The following is a 14,892-nucleotide window of genomic DNA, read 5'->3' as shown; positions in this document are numbered from 1 at the left end:
GGGATGGTGGGTGATGAGAGACTCGAACTCCCGACATCTTCGGTGTAAACGAAGCGCTCTACCAACTGAGCTAATCACCCGTGACGGTGCATGTAGCCAAGCCTGCGCGCGGACGCAAGAGGGTCTGGAACAATTTCTTGCGCTCAATTGGCGATTGTCGGGTCAGTTCGCCATATCGTTCAAAGCGGCCAGCAGTTGGGCGACCTCATGCTCCGTGTTGTAGTGACACAGCGAAATCCGGATGCAATCGCTTAGACCCAATGGGGTCAGCACATTGCCACTGTAGTGATCGGCTTTGCGTGTGTGGGTCCTTATGCCCTGTTCGTTTAGCCGGGTCACCACTTCGGCCGATGGGAGATCGCGCACTGTGATCGAGATCAGACCCTCTCGGGCTGGGTTGTCCGGCCCTGCCAGTATGCTGATGTGGTCCATATCGCGCAGACCGGGCAGGTTTCCAGTTCCGTTGATCATTGCGCTCGTCAGATGGGTTTCATAGGCGTGAATCGCGTGGCCTGCTACCTCAATCCGGACGCGGCGGTCGGTGGTATCGGACAATTGGCTGCCCAGCCAGTCAAAATAGGTGACCACATCGGACATCGTCGCATATGCGCCCGTGTCTCGGGTGCCGAATTCCCAGCCGTCGGTTGGGGCGTCGATCAACTGGTCGTGGGGCTGGGCGGTCAACCGGTCCGAAATCCACGCGATGCCATACCCATGTCGCGAAAACACTTTGTAGGGTGAAATCGCGTAGCCATCGACATTGTAGCTGTCTATGTCCAATTGGCCGTGGGCTGCATGTTGAATGCCGTCCACAATGATGAAACAGTCGGGCGCAACATCGCGGATGGCGCGGGAAATTGCAGCGACATCCATACCCATCCCGGTCACAGGCGATCCATGTAAGATTGTTGCCACCGAGACATCCGGCGTCATCAGCGCGCCATAGTCTTCGGCGGTCACCAGACCGGTCGCGTCACAATGTGGAACGCTGACATAGTTCAGACCGGCAACTTCCGCCCAGCGGCGTGCGGCGCTGCGGCTGGCAGGGTGTTCAATGGAGCTGCCAATGACTTTGCTGCCCTTGGGCGCGTTTACACAGGCGGTTCGGATCACGCGAAACAGCAGCTCGGTTCCGCTTTCCCCCACAAAGAACTGCCCCGACGAGGCATTCATGAAAACCGACAGATCTGATTTGGCCTTGTCTATGATGTCGACCAACGCGTGGCTGGCGGTATTGTCACGCCCCTGATTGTCCGGGATTGCGGCAAATTTAGCGGAGGTTTCAACGACAGAGTTCAGCGTCAATGCGCCGCCAGCATTCTCGAAAAAGATGCGTTTGCCTTGAAACGGGCAGCTTTCGACATGGGCAAAACGGGCCCGTATGGCGTCAATCAAACCGGGTGTTTCCTGCAGCATATTCGGTGTCCTGTTTCCTGTGGCTGACGCGTGACGCTTTGCCTAAGCTTTGTCCGGGGCATTCTGCGAGATCAATACCCAATGCGACATCCGTGGCAATCGCTATGGCGGAGAAGACGCTCAATAGCTGACTTCATTGTATTTTCTGTGATTTTCGAATTCTTCACTGGTATGAACATTGAAAGGCGCTTGCGTGTCGCCTTTGGCCTCCGATATTCCCGGAGGGACTGCAATGTTCCAGCCGGGAGTGCACATGACCCTATCCTCCGCCAGCAGATCTCTGATCGCGGCACTGGTTCTTGGCGCGACGATGCTGGCCCCGATCCGGGCCGGGGCCGAGGGGGTTTTGGTATTTGCAGCTGCCAGCCTGAAGACAGCTTTGGATCAGATTGCAGCGGAATATGAACTGCAGATGGATGAGACCATAACTGTGTCTTACGCAGCCTCATCGGTTTTAGCGCGGCAAATACAGCTGGGCGCGCCAGCGGATCTGTTCATTTCGGCAAACCCTGATTGGATGGATCTGCTTCAGGATGCAGAACAGATCGATGCAACATCGCGCGTGGATTTGTTGGGAAACGGGCTGGTCCTGATCGGTGCTGCGGGTCGCGCTTCGGTTGGTCAGATCACGCCGGGGTATGATCTGCTCTCGGTGCTGGACGGGGGGTATCTGGCCATGGGTTTGGTCGATGCGGTTCCCGCCGGAGTGTATGGCAAGGCGGCTTTGCAGCGATTGGGAGTATGGAGCGCTGTGCAGGATCTGGTCGCGCAGACCGATAACGTACGCGCCGCGTTGGCCCTTGTGGCAACCGGTGCAGCACCGCTTGGCATTGTGTACCGATCAGATGCAAACGCCGAAACGCGGGTCAGCGTTGTCGGCACGATCCCCGCTGATATGCATCCGCCGATTATCTACCCTGCTGCGGTTACGTTGTCGGCGGGTGACAATGCAAAGGCCTTTCTGGACCATCTGCAATCCGATGCTGCTACGTCGGTCTTTCTTGCGCAGGGTTTTACCCTGCCGGGCGGGTGACAGGGATGGATTGGTTGGGTCCAGCCGAGATAGAGGCGCTTAAACTGTCCCTGAGGGTGTCGTTCTGGGCCACGCTGGCGACGCTGCCATTTGGTATCTTCGTTGCCTATGCGCTGGCCCGCTGGCGGTTTCCGGGCCGGCAAGTGCTGAATGGTCTGGTACATTTGCCTCTGATCCTGCCGCCGGTGGTTACCGGTTATCTGCTGTTGCTGACGTTTGGCATCCAGGGGCCGGTGGGTCGTCTGTTGGGCGAAATCGGGATCGTTGTGGCCTTTCGCTGGACGGGCGCCGCGCTGGCCGCGGGGATTATGGCATTTCCGCTTATGGTCCGGGCGATCCGGCTGTCGATTGAGGCGGTCGATCCAAAACTGGAACAAGCCGGAGCGACCCTGGGCGCGTCGCGCGCCATGGTCTTTGCAACTGTGACCTTGCCGATGATCCTGCCGGGCGTGACTGCCGGTGCTATTCTGGCCTTTGCCAAAGCGATGGGAGAGTTCGGAGCCACGATTACCTTTGTGTCAAACATTCCCGGCCAGACGCAGACGCTGCCATCAGCCGTCTATGCGTTTTTGCAGGTGCCTGGGGGTGAAGCCGCAGCCACGCGGCTGGTCATCATCTCGATCATCATTGCCATGGGTGCGCTGCTTCTGTCGGAATATGTCGGACGTCGCGCCGCAGCACGGGTGGCCGGAACATGAGCCTTTCTGTGCAATTGCAACACCGCCTGCCGGGGATCGATCTGGACCTCAGTTTCGATGCGCCACCGGGTGTGACCGTTCTGTTCGGCAGGTCGGGTTCTGGTAAAACCACCATCGTCAATGCCGTAGCGGGATTGCTAAGGCCCGAGGCCGGGCGCGTCGCAGTGAATGATTGGGTTCTGTTTGATATTGAGCGACACCAATGGATGCCGCCACACAAACGTCGGTTGGGTTACATTTTTCAGGAAGGACGGTTGTTCCCGCATCTTAATGTTCGCCAGAACCTCGCCTATGGGCGCTGGTTCGCCCCAAAGAACGCACGCCGTGAAAACCCGGACAAGGTGATCGAGATGCTAGGGGTCGGGCATTTGCTGAATCGTCGTCCGGCGCGGCTATCGGGTGGTGAAAAACAACGCGTTGCCATTGGTCGCGCCCTTTTGGCCAGCCCGCGTCTGATCCTTGCCGATGAACCGCTGGCCTCATTGGACGATGCCCGAAAGGCCGAAATTCTCCCGTATTTTGAACGACTACGGGACGAGGTTTCAGTGCCAATTCTGTATGTTACCCACGCGGCGGCCGAGGTGGCGCGGCTGGCGACATCGGTTGTGGCATTGCAGGACGGCAAAGTTGTGCGACAGGGCCCGGCCGTTGACGTACTGGCGGATCCTTCGGTTGCACCTGCCGGTGTGCGCGCAATTGGGGCAGTGTTGAAAGTCAGGGTGCTGGCGCATCATGACGACGGGTTGACCGAGTTGGACGCGAACGGCGCGCGGCTTTTTCTTCCTCGGATCTCGCACGATTTAGGGGAAGACTTGCGCATTCGAATTCCAGCTCAGGAAGTGATCCTGTCGAAGACGCCACCACAAGGTCTGTCTGCCCTGAATGTTCTAAGCGGCACTGTCGACTCCATCCGGTCCGGCGACGGGCCTGGGGCCATCGTTTCGGTGAAAACGCCTGCCGGAATCGTCCTGGCACGTGTGACGCGCCGGTCGGTCAACGCGCTGGGGCTTGAGGCAGGGGCGCCGTGCCACGCGGTCATCAAGACCGTTGCGCTTGCGCCGCAGGATGTAGGTGGCCGGATAATCTCCAACGAGTGAACCCATATTGATCTTCTGATCCGGCAAATCGGCTGGGTAAGCGGCTTTACTCAGAAGTGGCAAAGCCTATGCTGTAAGAGGTTGGATAATATATTCTGGGATTTTTTTATGATGCAATTTTTCAGGTTAGCTGCGCTGTCGGTTTTGTTGATAACGCCCGGTTTGGCACAGGCCGTGGGCTTTGGCCTGAGTGTCAGGCCGCAATTCAAAACCGAAATCACGCCACTGCAAAACGGAATCTACGAAGTCAAAGCCAAGGGGTCGTCTGCAGCGGTCAACTATTGGTGTGGGATCGGGGATTACGCGATCCGAACGCTGCGCGTTCCGAATTCTCAACGCATCTATATCTCGAGAGCCTACGAGCCCGGGGTTAGGACAGTTCAGTTCTCACTGACCCCGCCCGAAGGGGCCGATACCAATCCCGGCTATTCCATCACCGTCAAACGCGTGGGCGAAAACATGTCGGCAATCTCGGCGCAAAACTACTGCTATGATAACTTCATGGATTTTGATTTCTGAGGTTCAGATCCACTTGGCCATCGGCGGTAGGCTCATCAGGACAGCGTCCGGATCATGGCCGGTTTCCAGCCCAAACTTCGTGCCCCGGTCGTAGACAAGGTTGTATTCGGCGTAAAGGCCGCGATGTACCAGTTGCGTCGTCTTGTCAGCGTCCGAAAAGCTGTGTCCGCGGCGCCTTTCCACCAATGGCAGGTAGGCTGGAAGGAATGCCCTGCCGATATCCTGCGTCAGAGAAAAATCATTCTGCCAATCCCCGGTACAGTAGTCATCCATGAATATGCCGCCGACGCCGCGTGCGCGTTTACGATGCGGGATGTAGAAGTATTCGTCTGCCCAGTCTTTCAAGCGCGGATAGTGTCCCGGCCCATGCGGGTCCAGATGAGCTTTTTGAGTGGCGTGGAAATGCACCGTGTCATCATCGTACTCGATGCAGGGATTCAGGTCTGATCCGCCACCGAACCACCAGGCATGCGGGGTCCAGAACATGCGTGTGTTCATATGAACGGCTGGCGCATGGGGGTTCTGCATATGGGCAACAAGGCTGATACCCGAGGCCCAGAACCGAGGATCTTCGGTCATGCCGGGAATGCCCTTGCGCGCGGCCATGGCGCGTTGGGCCCGCTCACCCAGCGTGCCGTAGACAGTCGAGACGTTGACCCCGACCTTCTCAAACACGCGTCCGCCGCGCATGACGGACATCAGGCCACCGCCCGCATCTGATCCATCCTCTGATTGGCGTTTGGTTTCCTTGACCTCGAAACGGCCGGCTTCGGCATCCGCGAACGGGCCGGTGTCGTGACTGTCTTCCAAGGCTTCAAACGCCGCAACGATATTATTGCGCAGTTCCCGGAACCAGGCGGACGCGGTGGATTTCTCAGTGTCGAACATAGGGATCAATGCGCTGGGGCTGCGACGGGGTCCAGCAGGGTGCGGCCGCCATCAATTGTCAGAATTTGACCGGTGATGAACCCGGCAGCGTCCGAGGCTAGGAATTGAGCGGTTTCGGTCAATTCGTTCGGGGCTGCGATGCGGGCCAGTGGCGTGTGTTTTTCGATATCGTCGCGAAAATCGCGGTTCTCTTTCAGTGTGGACTGTAAAGATGCACTCATGACTGATCCCAACGCGATCGAGTTCACGCGGATACGGCTTGGTGCAAATGCAACGGCCAGCGACCGGGTCATCTGATCCAGCGCGGCTGTGGAAACCGAATATGCCATCAGGTCAGGATGCGTGCGTCGGGCGGCGATCGAAGACAGGTTGATGATTGAGCCCGCCGGGCCTTCGTCATCTTCATCGGACTGCTTGATCATGCGTTTTGCGACAAGTTGGCTAAGCCGTAAAGCGGGCATCAGGTTCTGGTTCAACAACGTGCGAACCGAGTCGTCATCGGTGTCCAGCGGGTCGGACGGGATCACCTGCCGCGAGCCGTTGATAAGGATGTCTACCTGATCAAATGCATCCAGTGTGGCCGAAAGTAAATTGGCTATGGTCAGTTTTTCCCGAAGATCCCCGGCGAAATATCGGATGTTGCTATCATCGGCCTGCTCACCCAACTCTTCCGCCAGTCGTTTCTCATCCATGTCCGCAAACATGACATTCGCCCCGGCATCCGCGAAATGACGCCCGATGGCCAAACCAATGCCATTGGCGCCGCCGGTCACGATTGCTGTTTTGCCGGTGATGGAAAAGGACATCCGAATCCTCCTGAGTTGAAGGGCAGGTTAGCGGGCCTTATCGCCGAGGGCGAGAGGCGTGAAACACCTTGAAGCGATTGTCTCCTGTAACCTCTTGGACTTGCGCGAATACATCGTTCAACGTGGCCTCATAGGGCAGGTGACGGTTGGCAACCATCCACAGATCACCATTACGGGTCAGGTTACGGGCTGCTGCCGCGATAAAACCCTGGCCCAGGGCGGAATCAGCGCTGCGCGTTGTATGAAACGGCGGGTTCATCATCACGGTATCGATGGGCTCGGGGCTGTTCCAGATGACCGCATCCGCCCAATGAAACTGCGCCCGGGGGTCCGGCACGTTGACCCGAGCACATTCGAGTGCGGCGTGATCTGCTTCGACAAGATGCAATGCCTTGATGCTGTCGTGGTCCAGCAACTGGGCGCTTAAGTATCCCCAGCCCGCGCCCAAATCGGCCACCCGGGCTCCTAGTTTTGTCGGTAGAGTTCGTACAAGCAGGGATGACGCCGGATCGATTCCATCCGCCGAAAACACGCCGGGAGCGGTTTGAAATCCGTCCGCGGTTTGAGTGTCTGGCGCAGCCCAATCCTGGAAGGCTTCTGGATCAGACTGGAACCAGAAAATCTTGCCATGCGCTTTGGCAATCGGTCCCTCAATAGACACCCGTTTGCGGATGTCCTTCATAATGCTGTCCACACCGTTGGTTTTGGCACCATCAACGACAACCAAACCCTCCGTACGGCTGCAAGCCTGTTGGATCATCGCACGGGCCAGTGCTTTCGCCCGAGGAAGAAACAGGATTGCGCTCTGGCAGCGGTCTTGCGCAACAGGGGCGACATCAAACCCCTGCGCTGCAAAGTGATCGTGAAACGGTTTGAACGGTTGTACTACGTGCGTTTCACGCGGCAGAGATGAGAGGTCGTGTTCCGGAGTTGGGCCAATTACCGTCAGCGGCTGTGACAGCGTCAGGCCGCTTTGCAAGACAAGATCTAGGCGAGGGGACATGGACAATTCCAGCTAAGGGTGAGCATGGGGTAAATTGCCCCGAAACGCGTTATTCTTCGCGTTCCATTGTGCATTGCAAAGGGTGCTGGTGCCGGCGGGCGAAGTCCATCACCTGACCAACCTTGGTTTCTGCAATCTCGTGACTGAAAACGCCCACCACTGCCACGCCCTTTTTGTGAACAGTCAACATGATCTCGAACGCTTCGGCGTGGGTCATTCCAAAGAACCGTTCCAGCACGTGCACCACAAATTCCATTGGTGTGTAGTCGTCGTTCAGCAACAACACCTTATACAGCGGCGGACGCTTGGTCTTGGGGCGCGTCTGAACCAGAACGGACGCGTCATCGTCGCCGTCCAGTTTGTCAGACATCATCCATTGGTTTTCCAGCATCTTGTGCAACTGTCCGATTCAGGCATTTGGATTATCTGTGCGCTTATATAACGTGGGCGTGGCCAGTGAAAAGAGCAAGCGAACGAAATCGGAATGAACACTAAGCTTACAACAATCGCGTTCGACGCCGATGATACCCTTTGGCACAATGAAAGGTTCTTTCAGCTGACCCAGGCTTATTTTGCCGAGTTGCTTGCTGATCACGCCGAACAGGACCACTTGATGGAGCGTCTTCTGGCGGCAGAAAAACGCAACATCCGGCACTACGGGTACGGGATCAAAGGGTTTACTTTGTCGATGATCGAAACCGCTATCGAGGTTACGGAAGATCGTGTGCCAGCCTCGGTCATTCGTCAGTTGATCGACGCGGGGCAAGATATGTTGGCCCATCCGATCGAATTGTTGCCATTTGCGCGCGAAGCGATCGAGAGCGTTTCAAACTCTCATCGCGTGGTGCTGATCACCAAGGGCGACCTGATCGATCAGGAACGCAAACTCGCGCAATCGGGATTGGGCGATCTGTTCGATGGGATTGAGATCGTGTCCGAGAAAACACCGGACGTCTATCGGACGATCTTTGACCAGCATGGGGATGGGCCTGCGGCCTCGATGATGGTTGGCAATTCAATGCGCTCGGATGTCGTCGCGCCGATTCAGGCGGGATGCTGGGGTGTTTACGTGCCACATGGCCTGGTTTGGGAGGTCGAACATGCCGAAACACCAGAGGACAATCCGCGATTCCGAGCGCTGGATGATCTGAGCGAATTGGAAGGTCTTATTTGTACGCTAGAGTGATGTGGCTATTCCGCCGCAGTTCCAAAAATTCCATTTTCGAAAATAGCCTCACTGCGCCGAAAATAGCCCATTTGGTGTTTGTGGGGAAAAAACGGCCAGATATAGCGTGTGAAAAGCGGCCAAACGAAACTGCAAAAACCACAGCTTTCGGTTTATTTCATGGGACCTGTGTGTTAGCCTTATCGTTAACAAAATAAATTTTGCTGACCGGGAAAACCCGGCGGCTTGAGGCAGACAGAGGCAAAAATCGTGCAGGTTCGGCGGACAGTTCCGGCCCGAATGGGCTTATTCCTTATAGCATTGTTGTGGCTGCTATTTTTTGTGCCACTCAAAGGCTTTGCTGCACCTTACGCAGCGGTCGTGATCGACGCGAGGACAGGCGAGGTGCTTCATTCTCGCAATGCCGATACGCGGCTCCATCCTGCATCCCTGACCAAGATGATGACGCTGTACATCGCATTCGAGGCGGTCCGAAACGGTGAAATCACGTTGGATACGCCGGTTCGCATTACCAAAAAAGCAGCGGCAGAGCCGCCGTCAAAACTGGGCCTGCGGTCTGGCCAGACTATCGCGTTTCGTTACTTGATTCGCGCGGCCGCGGTGAAGTCCGCCAACGATGCGGCGACTGCCATCGGTATCGCAATCAGCGGGTCCGAGGCAGCTTTTGCACGTCGCATGACCCGCACGGCCAAAGCAATGGGGATGAGCCGGACGACCTTTAAGAACGCGCACGGTCTGACCGAGTCGGGACATCTGTCGACAGCGCGCGATATGACAACGCTGGGGCGTCATTTGCTTTATGACTACCCGCAATACTACAACCTGTTTTCGCGCCAATCGACCCATGCGGGGATCAAAACTGTTCCCAATACCAATCGCCGTCTGCTGGCGGCCTACAGGGGCGCGGACGGGATCAAAACCGGCTATACACGGGCTGCGGGATTCAATCTTGTAGCGTCAGCCAAGCGTAAGAACGAACGTATCATTGCGACAGTGTTTGGCGGTAAGTCAGGTGCGTCGCGCAACGCCAAAGTGGCAGAGCTGTTGGATCTGGGTTTTCGTCGAGCACCGTCCCGCGCACCCATCCGCAAACCCGGGCGCCCGGTTTATGCCGGGAACACTGGCCTTGGCGGAACAACGCAAGTTGCGCGTCTGACTGGCGCGCCCAAGAAAAGCCTGCGTCCGATTGTGCGTCCCAGCGCTGCGACCCAGGTTGCAAGCGCGGTTGTCGATACGGCGAACCAAGATCGTGACCGCATCCAAAGCGGTATCGCGGCCGCTATGGCAGAAGCCGATATTGCACCAACCGCACCTCCGGTCGATAGCTCGGACACGCGTCCGGCTTTGCGGCCTGAAAACCTGGTTTTGGCTGCGGCCGAAACGGTCAAGCAGCCCGCGCCCGAGCAGGAAATCGTCACCCGGTTGTCGACCTCAGGTGGGCACCTGTGGGGCGTCAACGTTGGACGCTACACAACGCGCTATGAGGCCGAGAAGGTTTTGCTAAAAACAGCGCTGTCGGAAATGACCACGCTGGAAGGCACACTGCGTAAAGTGAACCAAAGCTCACGCGGGTTTGATGCAACTTTTCAGGGCATGACACGCGAACAGGCTGATCTGGCTTGCCGCCGCCTGAGCGCTCGAAATGTAACGTGTTTCATGATCGGACCATCATAAGGCCCGACGACTCTCCTGACTGGATCTGGGCTGCGGAAGAGGTTTCGCAGCCGTTTTTTTCGTGAGAACCCGGAAAGAGCTTGCACAGTAAAGAGGCACCCCAGCATAGCTTTCTACGGTTGATCAGACAGTTTCTCTTGCTGCCTCAGTCAAACACGTGGCCATGCTGATACTGCTCATCTTGACCTGCAGCGGCAGTCAGAGCAGCGACATTATCCTTGGTGAAGAACCCGTCATACTTGTGACAGCGCTCGATATACTCAGTGATCAGCAGCGTGTTCTTTGAGTGCTTTGAGAAGATCTGTTTCAGGTTCGGATCATCTTTGCATTCACCAACCACATGAGCCAGAAACGGGACGCCTTCGTCTTTGAGCGTATTGACCACGAAATCGACGTTCTTTTCACCGGCGCCGTGATCGCCATCCAAAATCTCGACCGCCATATGATGCAGACGGCGTCCGAAATTGCGCACGAAATCCTCGGTTGGCATCGGCAGTTTTGCGAATGAATTCACGAAGGATGGTGTATTGTTGGCTGTGAACACCTTGGCAGGAGACTCCTTGTCATCATCCACATTTGGGTTGCGGTTCACATTGGTCGACGAGTTCATGTCGAATATGTTGTACGCCCCCCAAAAGTAGTAAGGCACCATTGTCAGAAATTCGAGGATCGCATCCTCGCGCTCTCCGGCCAGAACCCGTGTGGCGAGGTGGTCGATGCCCAGCATAAGCGGGGCGATCTTGCTGTCGGTGCTGAAGGCTGCCGCCTGAACCAATCGCGCTTGTTCTGTATCACTCAGCAATACCCGGTCGCCCAGTCCAAGGCTGTCGGTGTCATTGAAATCTAGCGTCGAATAGCCGACCCGATTGCAGGTAAAATCGGATGGGGTCGTAAAGCGGAACCCATCCAGCGTGTAGAAAGGGTTTTCGGTATCGCCGCTGTATTCGAACCGGATGTTCTGATCCTCGAGCGTTTTACTCAGATTATTCAAATCCGTCGCGGCAAAGATCTCGCCCACATATCGGGTCTGAGGCGTCTTGCGCGCCAGCGGGTACATGCGGTTGATGCGCGGGATGAAATCCTCGAACGTGTCACTGAGAGGTGCCATCAGGATCAACGCCGGGTAGTCGGCGTGCGAGTGCATCACCGAAAACTTGTGCGTTCGTCCCAGATAGCTGGCTGAATGGCGATAGGGCGTCATTATATAAAGCTCGACCATGGTGTCGAACAGAGCCCCGGCTTCAACCTGCATCACAATTGCCCGCATTGGGCCGACCAGTTCCGCAATACCCGAACTGTTGCGTCTTTCGTAGATTTTCGGGAGGTATTCACCGAAGAAGTCCGAGTTCTTCTTGTCGCCTCGCGGTTCGTAGGACATCAGGTCGAAAGACATATTTGCCTCCTTGTGCAAAACTGGCTGGGATTGAGATGGCCGGGCATCTGTCCACGCGTTGAGTTGCTAAAATTACAGTATTGAGAACATGCACTTGCAGGCATGCTAGGGTCAGAACACTGTCCGGGCAACAGAAAGAAAATGATCAGGTTTGATTGCGGATAGATGACTATCGGGTGAATTTCGTCACATCGACGCCGCCTTCGATCAGGTTTTCGCGGACCGAGCGGGCGATTTGAACTGCAGTTGGCCCGTCGCCGTGCAGGCAGATCGTATCGATCGATGTTTCCAGTCGCTTGCCGCTTTCGGTTATGATTGCCCCCTCGCGAACCATGTTCAGGATACGAGGGCCGGCGATCTCAGGATCATGTATGACTGCGCCGGGCAGGTTGCGATCGACCAGAGTGCCATCGTCGTTATATGCGCGATCCGCGAAGATCTCGCCGACCCATTTGCACCCTAGCTCTAGTACAGCGTCTTCCTGTTTAGTGGCGGCCAATACCATGATGATGATGTCGGGGCTCACATCCAGCGCGCCCTGATAACATGCGCGCGCCATGTCGATATCGACCGAGCACACATTGGCCAAGGCGCCATGCAATTTCAGGTGGCGCACTTTTGTCCCGACAGCAGTCGCCATGCCTTGCGCCGCACCCAGCTGATATCGCACCAGGTTGCGCAGGCTCGCATGTGGCACTTTCATGATGCGGCGGCCAAACCCTTGCAGGTCTGGAAAACCGGGATGCGCGCCAATACCCACATCATTTTCAGCGGCCAACGCCATCGTTTTGGCCATCACATCCCAATCGCCGGCATGAAATCCGCAGGCGATATTGGCAGAGGTTATTATCTTCAGCAGGCTTTCATCATCGCCCATGGTCCAGGGGCCAAAGCTTTCACCCATATCGGCATTCAGATCGACGCGGGGCATCGGCAACTCTCCTTAGTCGTTGGCAGAGATCACTCCACCGATCAATTGGTAGGACAACAGGTCCTGGATGTCATGCGGGTCTCGCAACAGCGGTTCGACCTTGCCGCGTAGGCGTGCGAGCTCAGCGTCGAAGGCGGACTGAAGCGCCATCGCCTGATCCATCGTCACAAACTCAAAGCGGATAGCGGCACCTGCCGGTGTTTGTGCTGCGCGCGCCATGTCGCATGGTAGAACTGTTGCGATCCGAGGATACCCCCCCGTCGTCTGGCATTCAGGCAGCAGGATGAACGGATTTCCGGTGCCGGTCATCTGAATATCACCGGGGGTGATCACCTCGGACAATATGTTCAACTGACCCTTGGCAGCAAAACCGTCGCCGTCGCTTTCAAGTTGCATGCCCATACGGTTTGCGCGTGTGCCTCGCCAAAACGTGGTTTGCGCGAAACGATGCAGCGTTGTGTCGTCGAACAGTGTCGTTTGAAAACTGGCAACCACATGAAGCAGACCGCCCGAAAACCGCTCCGCCGGGGCTAGTTTTAGTCCCGTATGGCCCGAATCTGCTCCGACCGCCAACACGTCACCGACCTGCACTGCCCGACCTACTTTGGCCGTCAGGTGGGTCGAGCGTGATCCCAAAAGCACCTCGGATTGGATGCCGCCGCCCACGTGAAGATATCCGTAGTTGCCTTGCAATGCCGCGCCGATCACCAGGCGCTGGCCTGCTTCCAGTTGATGCGAGGCATTCCAGGGCACCGGGCTGCCGTCTAGCGTAACCTGCATGGGTGCCCCTGTCAGCGCAATGCGAGTGGGTAGGGTTGCCTCGAATTCTCCGCCAAGCCCGGCCATTTCCAATGCCGCACAGTCCGGGCTCTGTCCCAGCAGTGCAGCCCCTTCATATAAGGCCAAAATGTCGGCTGCCCCTGATCTGGACAAACCCTGATCCAGAAATCCAGGCCGGCCTTGGTCCTGAATGGTGCATGCCGGGCCGATGCGGTGGATCGTCAGGCTCATGCAGTGATCTCCTCACATGTCGCTCCACCTGTCCCATCGGTATTGTTCGCCCGGATCTGATCCAGTTGATCGGGCGAGACTGGTTCGAATATCATTTCATCGCCGGGTTTCAGGACAAAGCTCTGCTCCATTTCTGGGCGAAAGCACCGAAACGCGGTTTGCCCAACATGCCGCCAGCCGGTTGGCGTAGGGCCGGAAAACAGAACAAACTGCGAGATTGCCAAGACCAACGCCCCTTCGGGCACCATCGGCGTAAGGTCCTGCAAGCGGGGGATGTCAAACTCAGGACCCAACGGACCTAGATAAGGCTGCCCCGGAGCGAACCCGATAGTCAGAACCCGGACCCGAGTTGTGCTCAACCGCTGAATTGCGTCCTCCGGATCCAACCCGGCTGCCGCTGCGGCTTCCTTCAGTTGGGGCGCCAGATCGGTTCCATAGACCGTTGGCACGCGCCACAGCCGCCGCCCTTCGGGCAGAGGCGCGCTGTACCAGTTCTGCTGTTCCAGCAGGCTCTGAAGGCGCAGTCTGATTTCCGCATGTGTCAGGTGCTGTGGATCGAACCGGATATAGGCGGATCCCAATGTGGCCGATGTTTCGGTCACACCGTCCCATCGCAGCTGTTCAATTTCTGCCCGAAACGCCAGGGCCGCGCGGTTTGCGTCTTCGGTCATTGTGTTGGCGAAGGTCACCAAAGCACCATCAAAGCCAACGGTGCGAACCAAAGGAAAAGTATCAGCGACGGTCATGAGCGTTCCACTGCAGGTCGGTAGGTTTCGTGCGGGAACCAGACCGTATCCAGTTCAGATGCGCAAGGCCGGGAATACATGCTTGATGATTTCGTAAAGCCGGGAAGCTGGGCGAGCGTTCGGTGTTTGAATTATGATCCGATTGTATGGGCGCGAATTAGCGAAGTTGGTCTGAAATACCAGTTCAACGTGAATCAATTTGCCGATTTGAGTCGTATTCACTAGTACAGGGTCTCCGCCAATTGTCTATATATTGTGTCTGGCCATTAGACAGCATGGATCAGTCGTCCGTCTTCTTGGACTTTTTGGGGGAAACCCGCGCGAAGGTTTTTTGTTTTGTGCCGCTCAACCTATTGTTTTTGATAGTATAAAGTTAGTAACGCAAAAAAGATGATCAGGATGTCTTTTTCTGCTTGCGGTCTTTGTCAGTAGTACTTAGAACCCCCTTCACCGGCGCTGCTGAGGCGGCGCTGACGGGTCGGGGAGACGGC

Annotated in this window: 15 protein-coding genes and 1 tRNA gene; 6 read left to right on the top strand and 10 right to left on the bottom strand. The window is 56.6% G+C overall.

The window, feature by feature from the left end; genetic code table 11:
- Window positions 1-4: 4 nt before the first annotated feature.
- Window positions 5-80 (bottom strand) — tRNA-Val (locus tag ACR0BU_RS14275).
- A gap of 82 nt (window positions 81-162) precedes the next feature.
- Window positions 163-1,416 (bottom strand): aminotransferase class V-fold PLP-dependent enzyme, encoded by a 1,254-nt coding sequence (locus tag ACR0BU_RS14270; RefSeq protein ID WP_480736336.1) that lies wholly within the window; start codon window positions 1,414-1,416, stop codon window positions 163-165.
- 253 nt (window positions 1,417-1,669) lie between these two features.
- On the opposite strand from ACR0BU_RS14270, the gene modA reads away from it, so the two are divergent.
- The 4 genes from modA to ACR0BU_RS14250 all read left to right on the top strand — a co-directional run bounded on the left by modA (window position 1,670) and on the right by ACR0BU_RS14250 (window position 4,763).
- Window positions 1,670-2,449 carry a molybdate ABC transporter substrate-binding protein gene (gene modA / locus ACR0BU_RS14265; RefSeq protein ID WP_480736334.1) on the top strand — a complete coding sequence of 260 codons (780 nt, stop codon included), beginning with the start codon at window positions 1,670-1,672 and terminating at the stop codon, window positions 2,447-2,449.
- A 5-nt stretch (window positions 2,450-2,454) separates the two neighbouring features.
- Window positions 2,455-3,147: a molybdate ABC transporter permease subunit gene (gene modB / locus ACR0BU_RS14260; protein ID WP_298935203.1), complete on the top strand. Its 693-nt coding sequence runs from the start codon at window positions 2,455-2,457 to the stop codon at window positions 3,145-3,147.
- Complete coding sequence (gene modC / locus ACR0BU_RS14255) at window positions 3,144-4,244, top strand: molybdenum ABC transporter ATP-binding protein (protein ID WP_480736332.1); 1,101 nt, start codon at window positions 3,144-3,146, stop codon at window positions 4,242-4,244. Before modB ends, modC begins: the two co-directional genes overlap by 4 nt.
- A gap of 108 nt (window positions 4,245-4,352) precedes the next feature.
- Window positions 4,353-4,763: a hypothetical protein gene (locus tag ACR0BU_RS14250; protein WP_298935201.1), complete on the top strand. Its 411-nt coding sequence runs from the start codon at window positions 4,353-4,355 to the stop codon at window positions 4,761-4,763.
- Between the two features lie 3 nt (window positions 4,764-4,766).
- Here ACR0BU_RS14250 and hemF read toward each other — a convergent pair whose 3' ends face one another.
- The 4 genes from hemF to clpS are packed head-to-tail and all read right to left on the bottom strand — an operon-like array spanning window position 4,767 to window position 7,851.
- Window positions 4,767-5,651: an oxygen-dependent coproporphyrinogen oxidase gene (gene hemF, locus ACR0BU_RS14245; protein ID WP_298935200.1), complete on the bottom strand. Its 885-nt coding sequence runs from the start codon at window positions 5,649-5,651 to the stop codon at window positions 4,767-4,769.
- A gap of 5 nt (window positions 5,652-5,656) precedes the next feature.
- Window positions 5,657-6,457 (bottom strand): SDR family NAD(P)-dependent oxidoreductase, encoded by an 801-nt coding sequence (locus ACR0BU_RS14240; protein WP_299080991.1) that lies wholly within the window; start codon window positions 6,455-6,457, stop codon window positions 5,657-5,659.
- Window positions 6,458-6,494: 37 nt separating this feature from the next.
- Window positions 6,495-7,460, bottom strand: a complete 966-nt coding sequence (locus ACR0BU_RS14235) for a class I SAM-dependent methyltransferase (RefSeq protein ID WP_480736329.1) — start codon at window positions 7,458-7,460, stop codon at window positions 6,495-6,497.
- Window positions 7,461-7,509: 49 nt separating this feature from the next.
- Window positions 7,510-7,851 carry an ATP-dependent Clp protease adapter ClpS gene (gene clpS, locus ACR0BU_RS14230; protein WP_480736328.1) on the bottom strand — a complete coding sequence of 114 codons (342 nt, stop codon included), beginning with the start codon at window positions 7,849-7,851 and terminating at the stop codon, window positions 7,510-7,512.
- A 93-nt stretch (window positions 7,852-7,944) separates the two neighbouring features.
- Here clpS and ACR0BU_RS14225 point away from each other — a divergent pair, with 93 nt between their 5' ends.
- Both ACR0BU_RS14225 and ACR0BU_RS14220 read left to right on the top strand, forming a co-directional pair.
- Window positions 7,945-8,646, top strand: coding sequence for an HAD family hydrolase (locus ACR0BU_RS14225; protein ID WP_298935196.1), 702 nt, complete (start codon window positions 7,945-7,947; stop codon window positions 8,644-8,646).
- Window positions 8,647-8,925: 279 nt separating this feature from the next.
- Complete coding sequence (locus tag ACR0BU_RS14220) at window positions 8,926-10,320, top strand: D-alanyl-D-alanine carboxypeptidase family protein (protein ID WP_299888548.1); 1,395 nt, start codon at window positions 8,926-8,928, stop codon at window positions 10,318-10,320.
- Between the two features lie 145 nt (window positions 10,321-10,465).
- Here the strand turns inward: ACR0BU_RS14220 and ACR0BU_RS14215 are convergent, their stop codons facing one another.
- The 4 genes from ACR0BU_RS14215 to ACR0BU_RS14200 form a co-directional block, all read right to left on the bottom strand.
- Complete coding sequence (locus tag ACR0BU_RS14215) at window positions 10,466-11,713, bottom strand: hypothetical protein (RefSeq protein ID WP_480736326.1); 1,248 nt, start codon at window positions 11,711-11,713, stop codon at window positions 10,466-10,468.
- A gap of 169 nt (window positions 11,714-11,882) precedes the next feature.
- Window positions 11,883-12,644, bottom strand: a complete 762-nt coding sequence (locus tag ACR0BU_RS14210; RefSeq protein ID WP_480736324.1) for a LamB/YcsF family protein — start codon at window positions 12,642-12,644, stop codon at window positions 11,883-11,885.
- Window positions 12,645-12,656: 12 nt separating this feature from the next.
- Complete coding sequence (locus ACR0BU_RS14205) at window positions 12,657-13,655, bottom strand: 5-oxoprolinase subunit C family protein (RefSeq protein ID WP_480736323.1); 999 nt, start codon at window positions 13,653-13,655, stop codon at window positions 12,657-12,659.
- Window positions 13,652-14,401, bottom strand: a complete 750-nt coding sequence (locus tag ACR0BU_RS14200) for a 5-oxoprolinase subunit B family protein (RefSeq protein WP_480736321.1) — start codon at window positions 14,399-14,401, stop codon at window positions 13,652-13,654. The genes ACR0BU_RS14205 and ACR0BU_RS14200 overlap by 4 nt, the downstream gene beginning before the upstream one ends.
- Between the last annotated feature and the right edge of the window lie 491 nt (window positions 14,402-14,892).

This window comes from Ruegeria sp. CK2 (genome assembly GCF_056536585.1).
Note: the sequence above shows the minus strand (reverse complement) of the source record. Positions and strands in the feature narration are given on the sequence as shown.

Coding starts and splice junctions, on each gene's coding strand:
- ACR0BU_RS14270 (WP_480736336.1), bottom strand. CDS start 1,416: ATGCTGCAGGAAACACCCGGTTTGATTGACGCCATACGGGCCCGTTTT.
- modA (WP_480736334.1), top strand. CDS start 1,670: ATGACCCTATCCTCCGCCAGCAGATCTCTGATCGCGGCACTGGTTCTT.
- modB (WP_298935203.1), top strand. CDS start 2,455: ATGGATTGGTTGGGTCCAGCCGAGATAGAGGCGCTTAAACTGTCCCTG.
- modC (WP_480736332.1), top strand. CDS start 3,144: ATGAGCCTTTCTGTGCAATTGCAACACCGCCTGCCGGGGATCGATCTG.
- ACR0BU_RS14250 (WP_298935201.1), top strand. CDS start 4,353: ATGATGCAATTTTTCAGGTTAGCTGCGCTGTCGGTTTTGTTGATAACG.
- hemF (WP_298935200.1), bottom strand. CDS start 5,651: ATGTTCGACACTGAGAAATCCACCGCGTCCGCCTGGTTCCGGGAACTG.
- ACR0BU_RS14240 (WP_299080991.1), bottom strand. CDS start 6,457: ATGTCCTTTTCCATCACCGGCAAAACAGCAATCGTGACCGGCGGCGCC.
- ACR0BU_RS14235 (WP_480736329.1), bottom strand. CDS start 7,460: ATGTCCCCTCGCCTAGATCTTGTCTTGCAAAGCGGCCTGACGCTGTCA.
- clpS (WP_480736328.1), bottom strand. CDS start 7,851: ATGCTGGAAAACCAATGGATGATGTCTGACAAACTGGACGGCGACGAT.
- ACR0BU_RS14225 (WP_298935196.1), top strand. CDS start 7,945: ATGAACACTAAGCTTACAACAATCGCGTTCGACGCCGATGATACCCTT.
- ACR0BU_RS14220 (WP_299888548.1), top strand. CDS start 8,926: ATGGGCTTATTCCTTATAGCATTGTTGTGGCTGCTATTTTTTGTGCCA.
- ACR0BU_RS14215 (WP_480736326.1), bottom strand. CDS start 11,713: ATGTCTTTCGACCTGATGTCCTACGAACCGCGAGGCGACAAGAAGAAC.
- ACR0BU_RS14210 (WP_480736324.1), bottom strand. CDS start 12,644: ATGCCCCGCGTCGATCTGAATGCCGATATGGGTGAAAGCTTTGGCCCC.
- ACR0BU_RS14205 (WP_480736323.1), bottom strand. CDS start 13,655: ATGAGCCTGACGATCCACCGCATCGGCCCGGCATGCACCATTCAGGAC.
- ACR0BU_RS14200 (WP_480736321.1), bottom strand. CDS start 14,401: ATGACCGTCGCTGATACTTTTCCTTTGGTTCGCACCGTTGGCTTTGAT.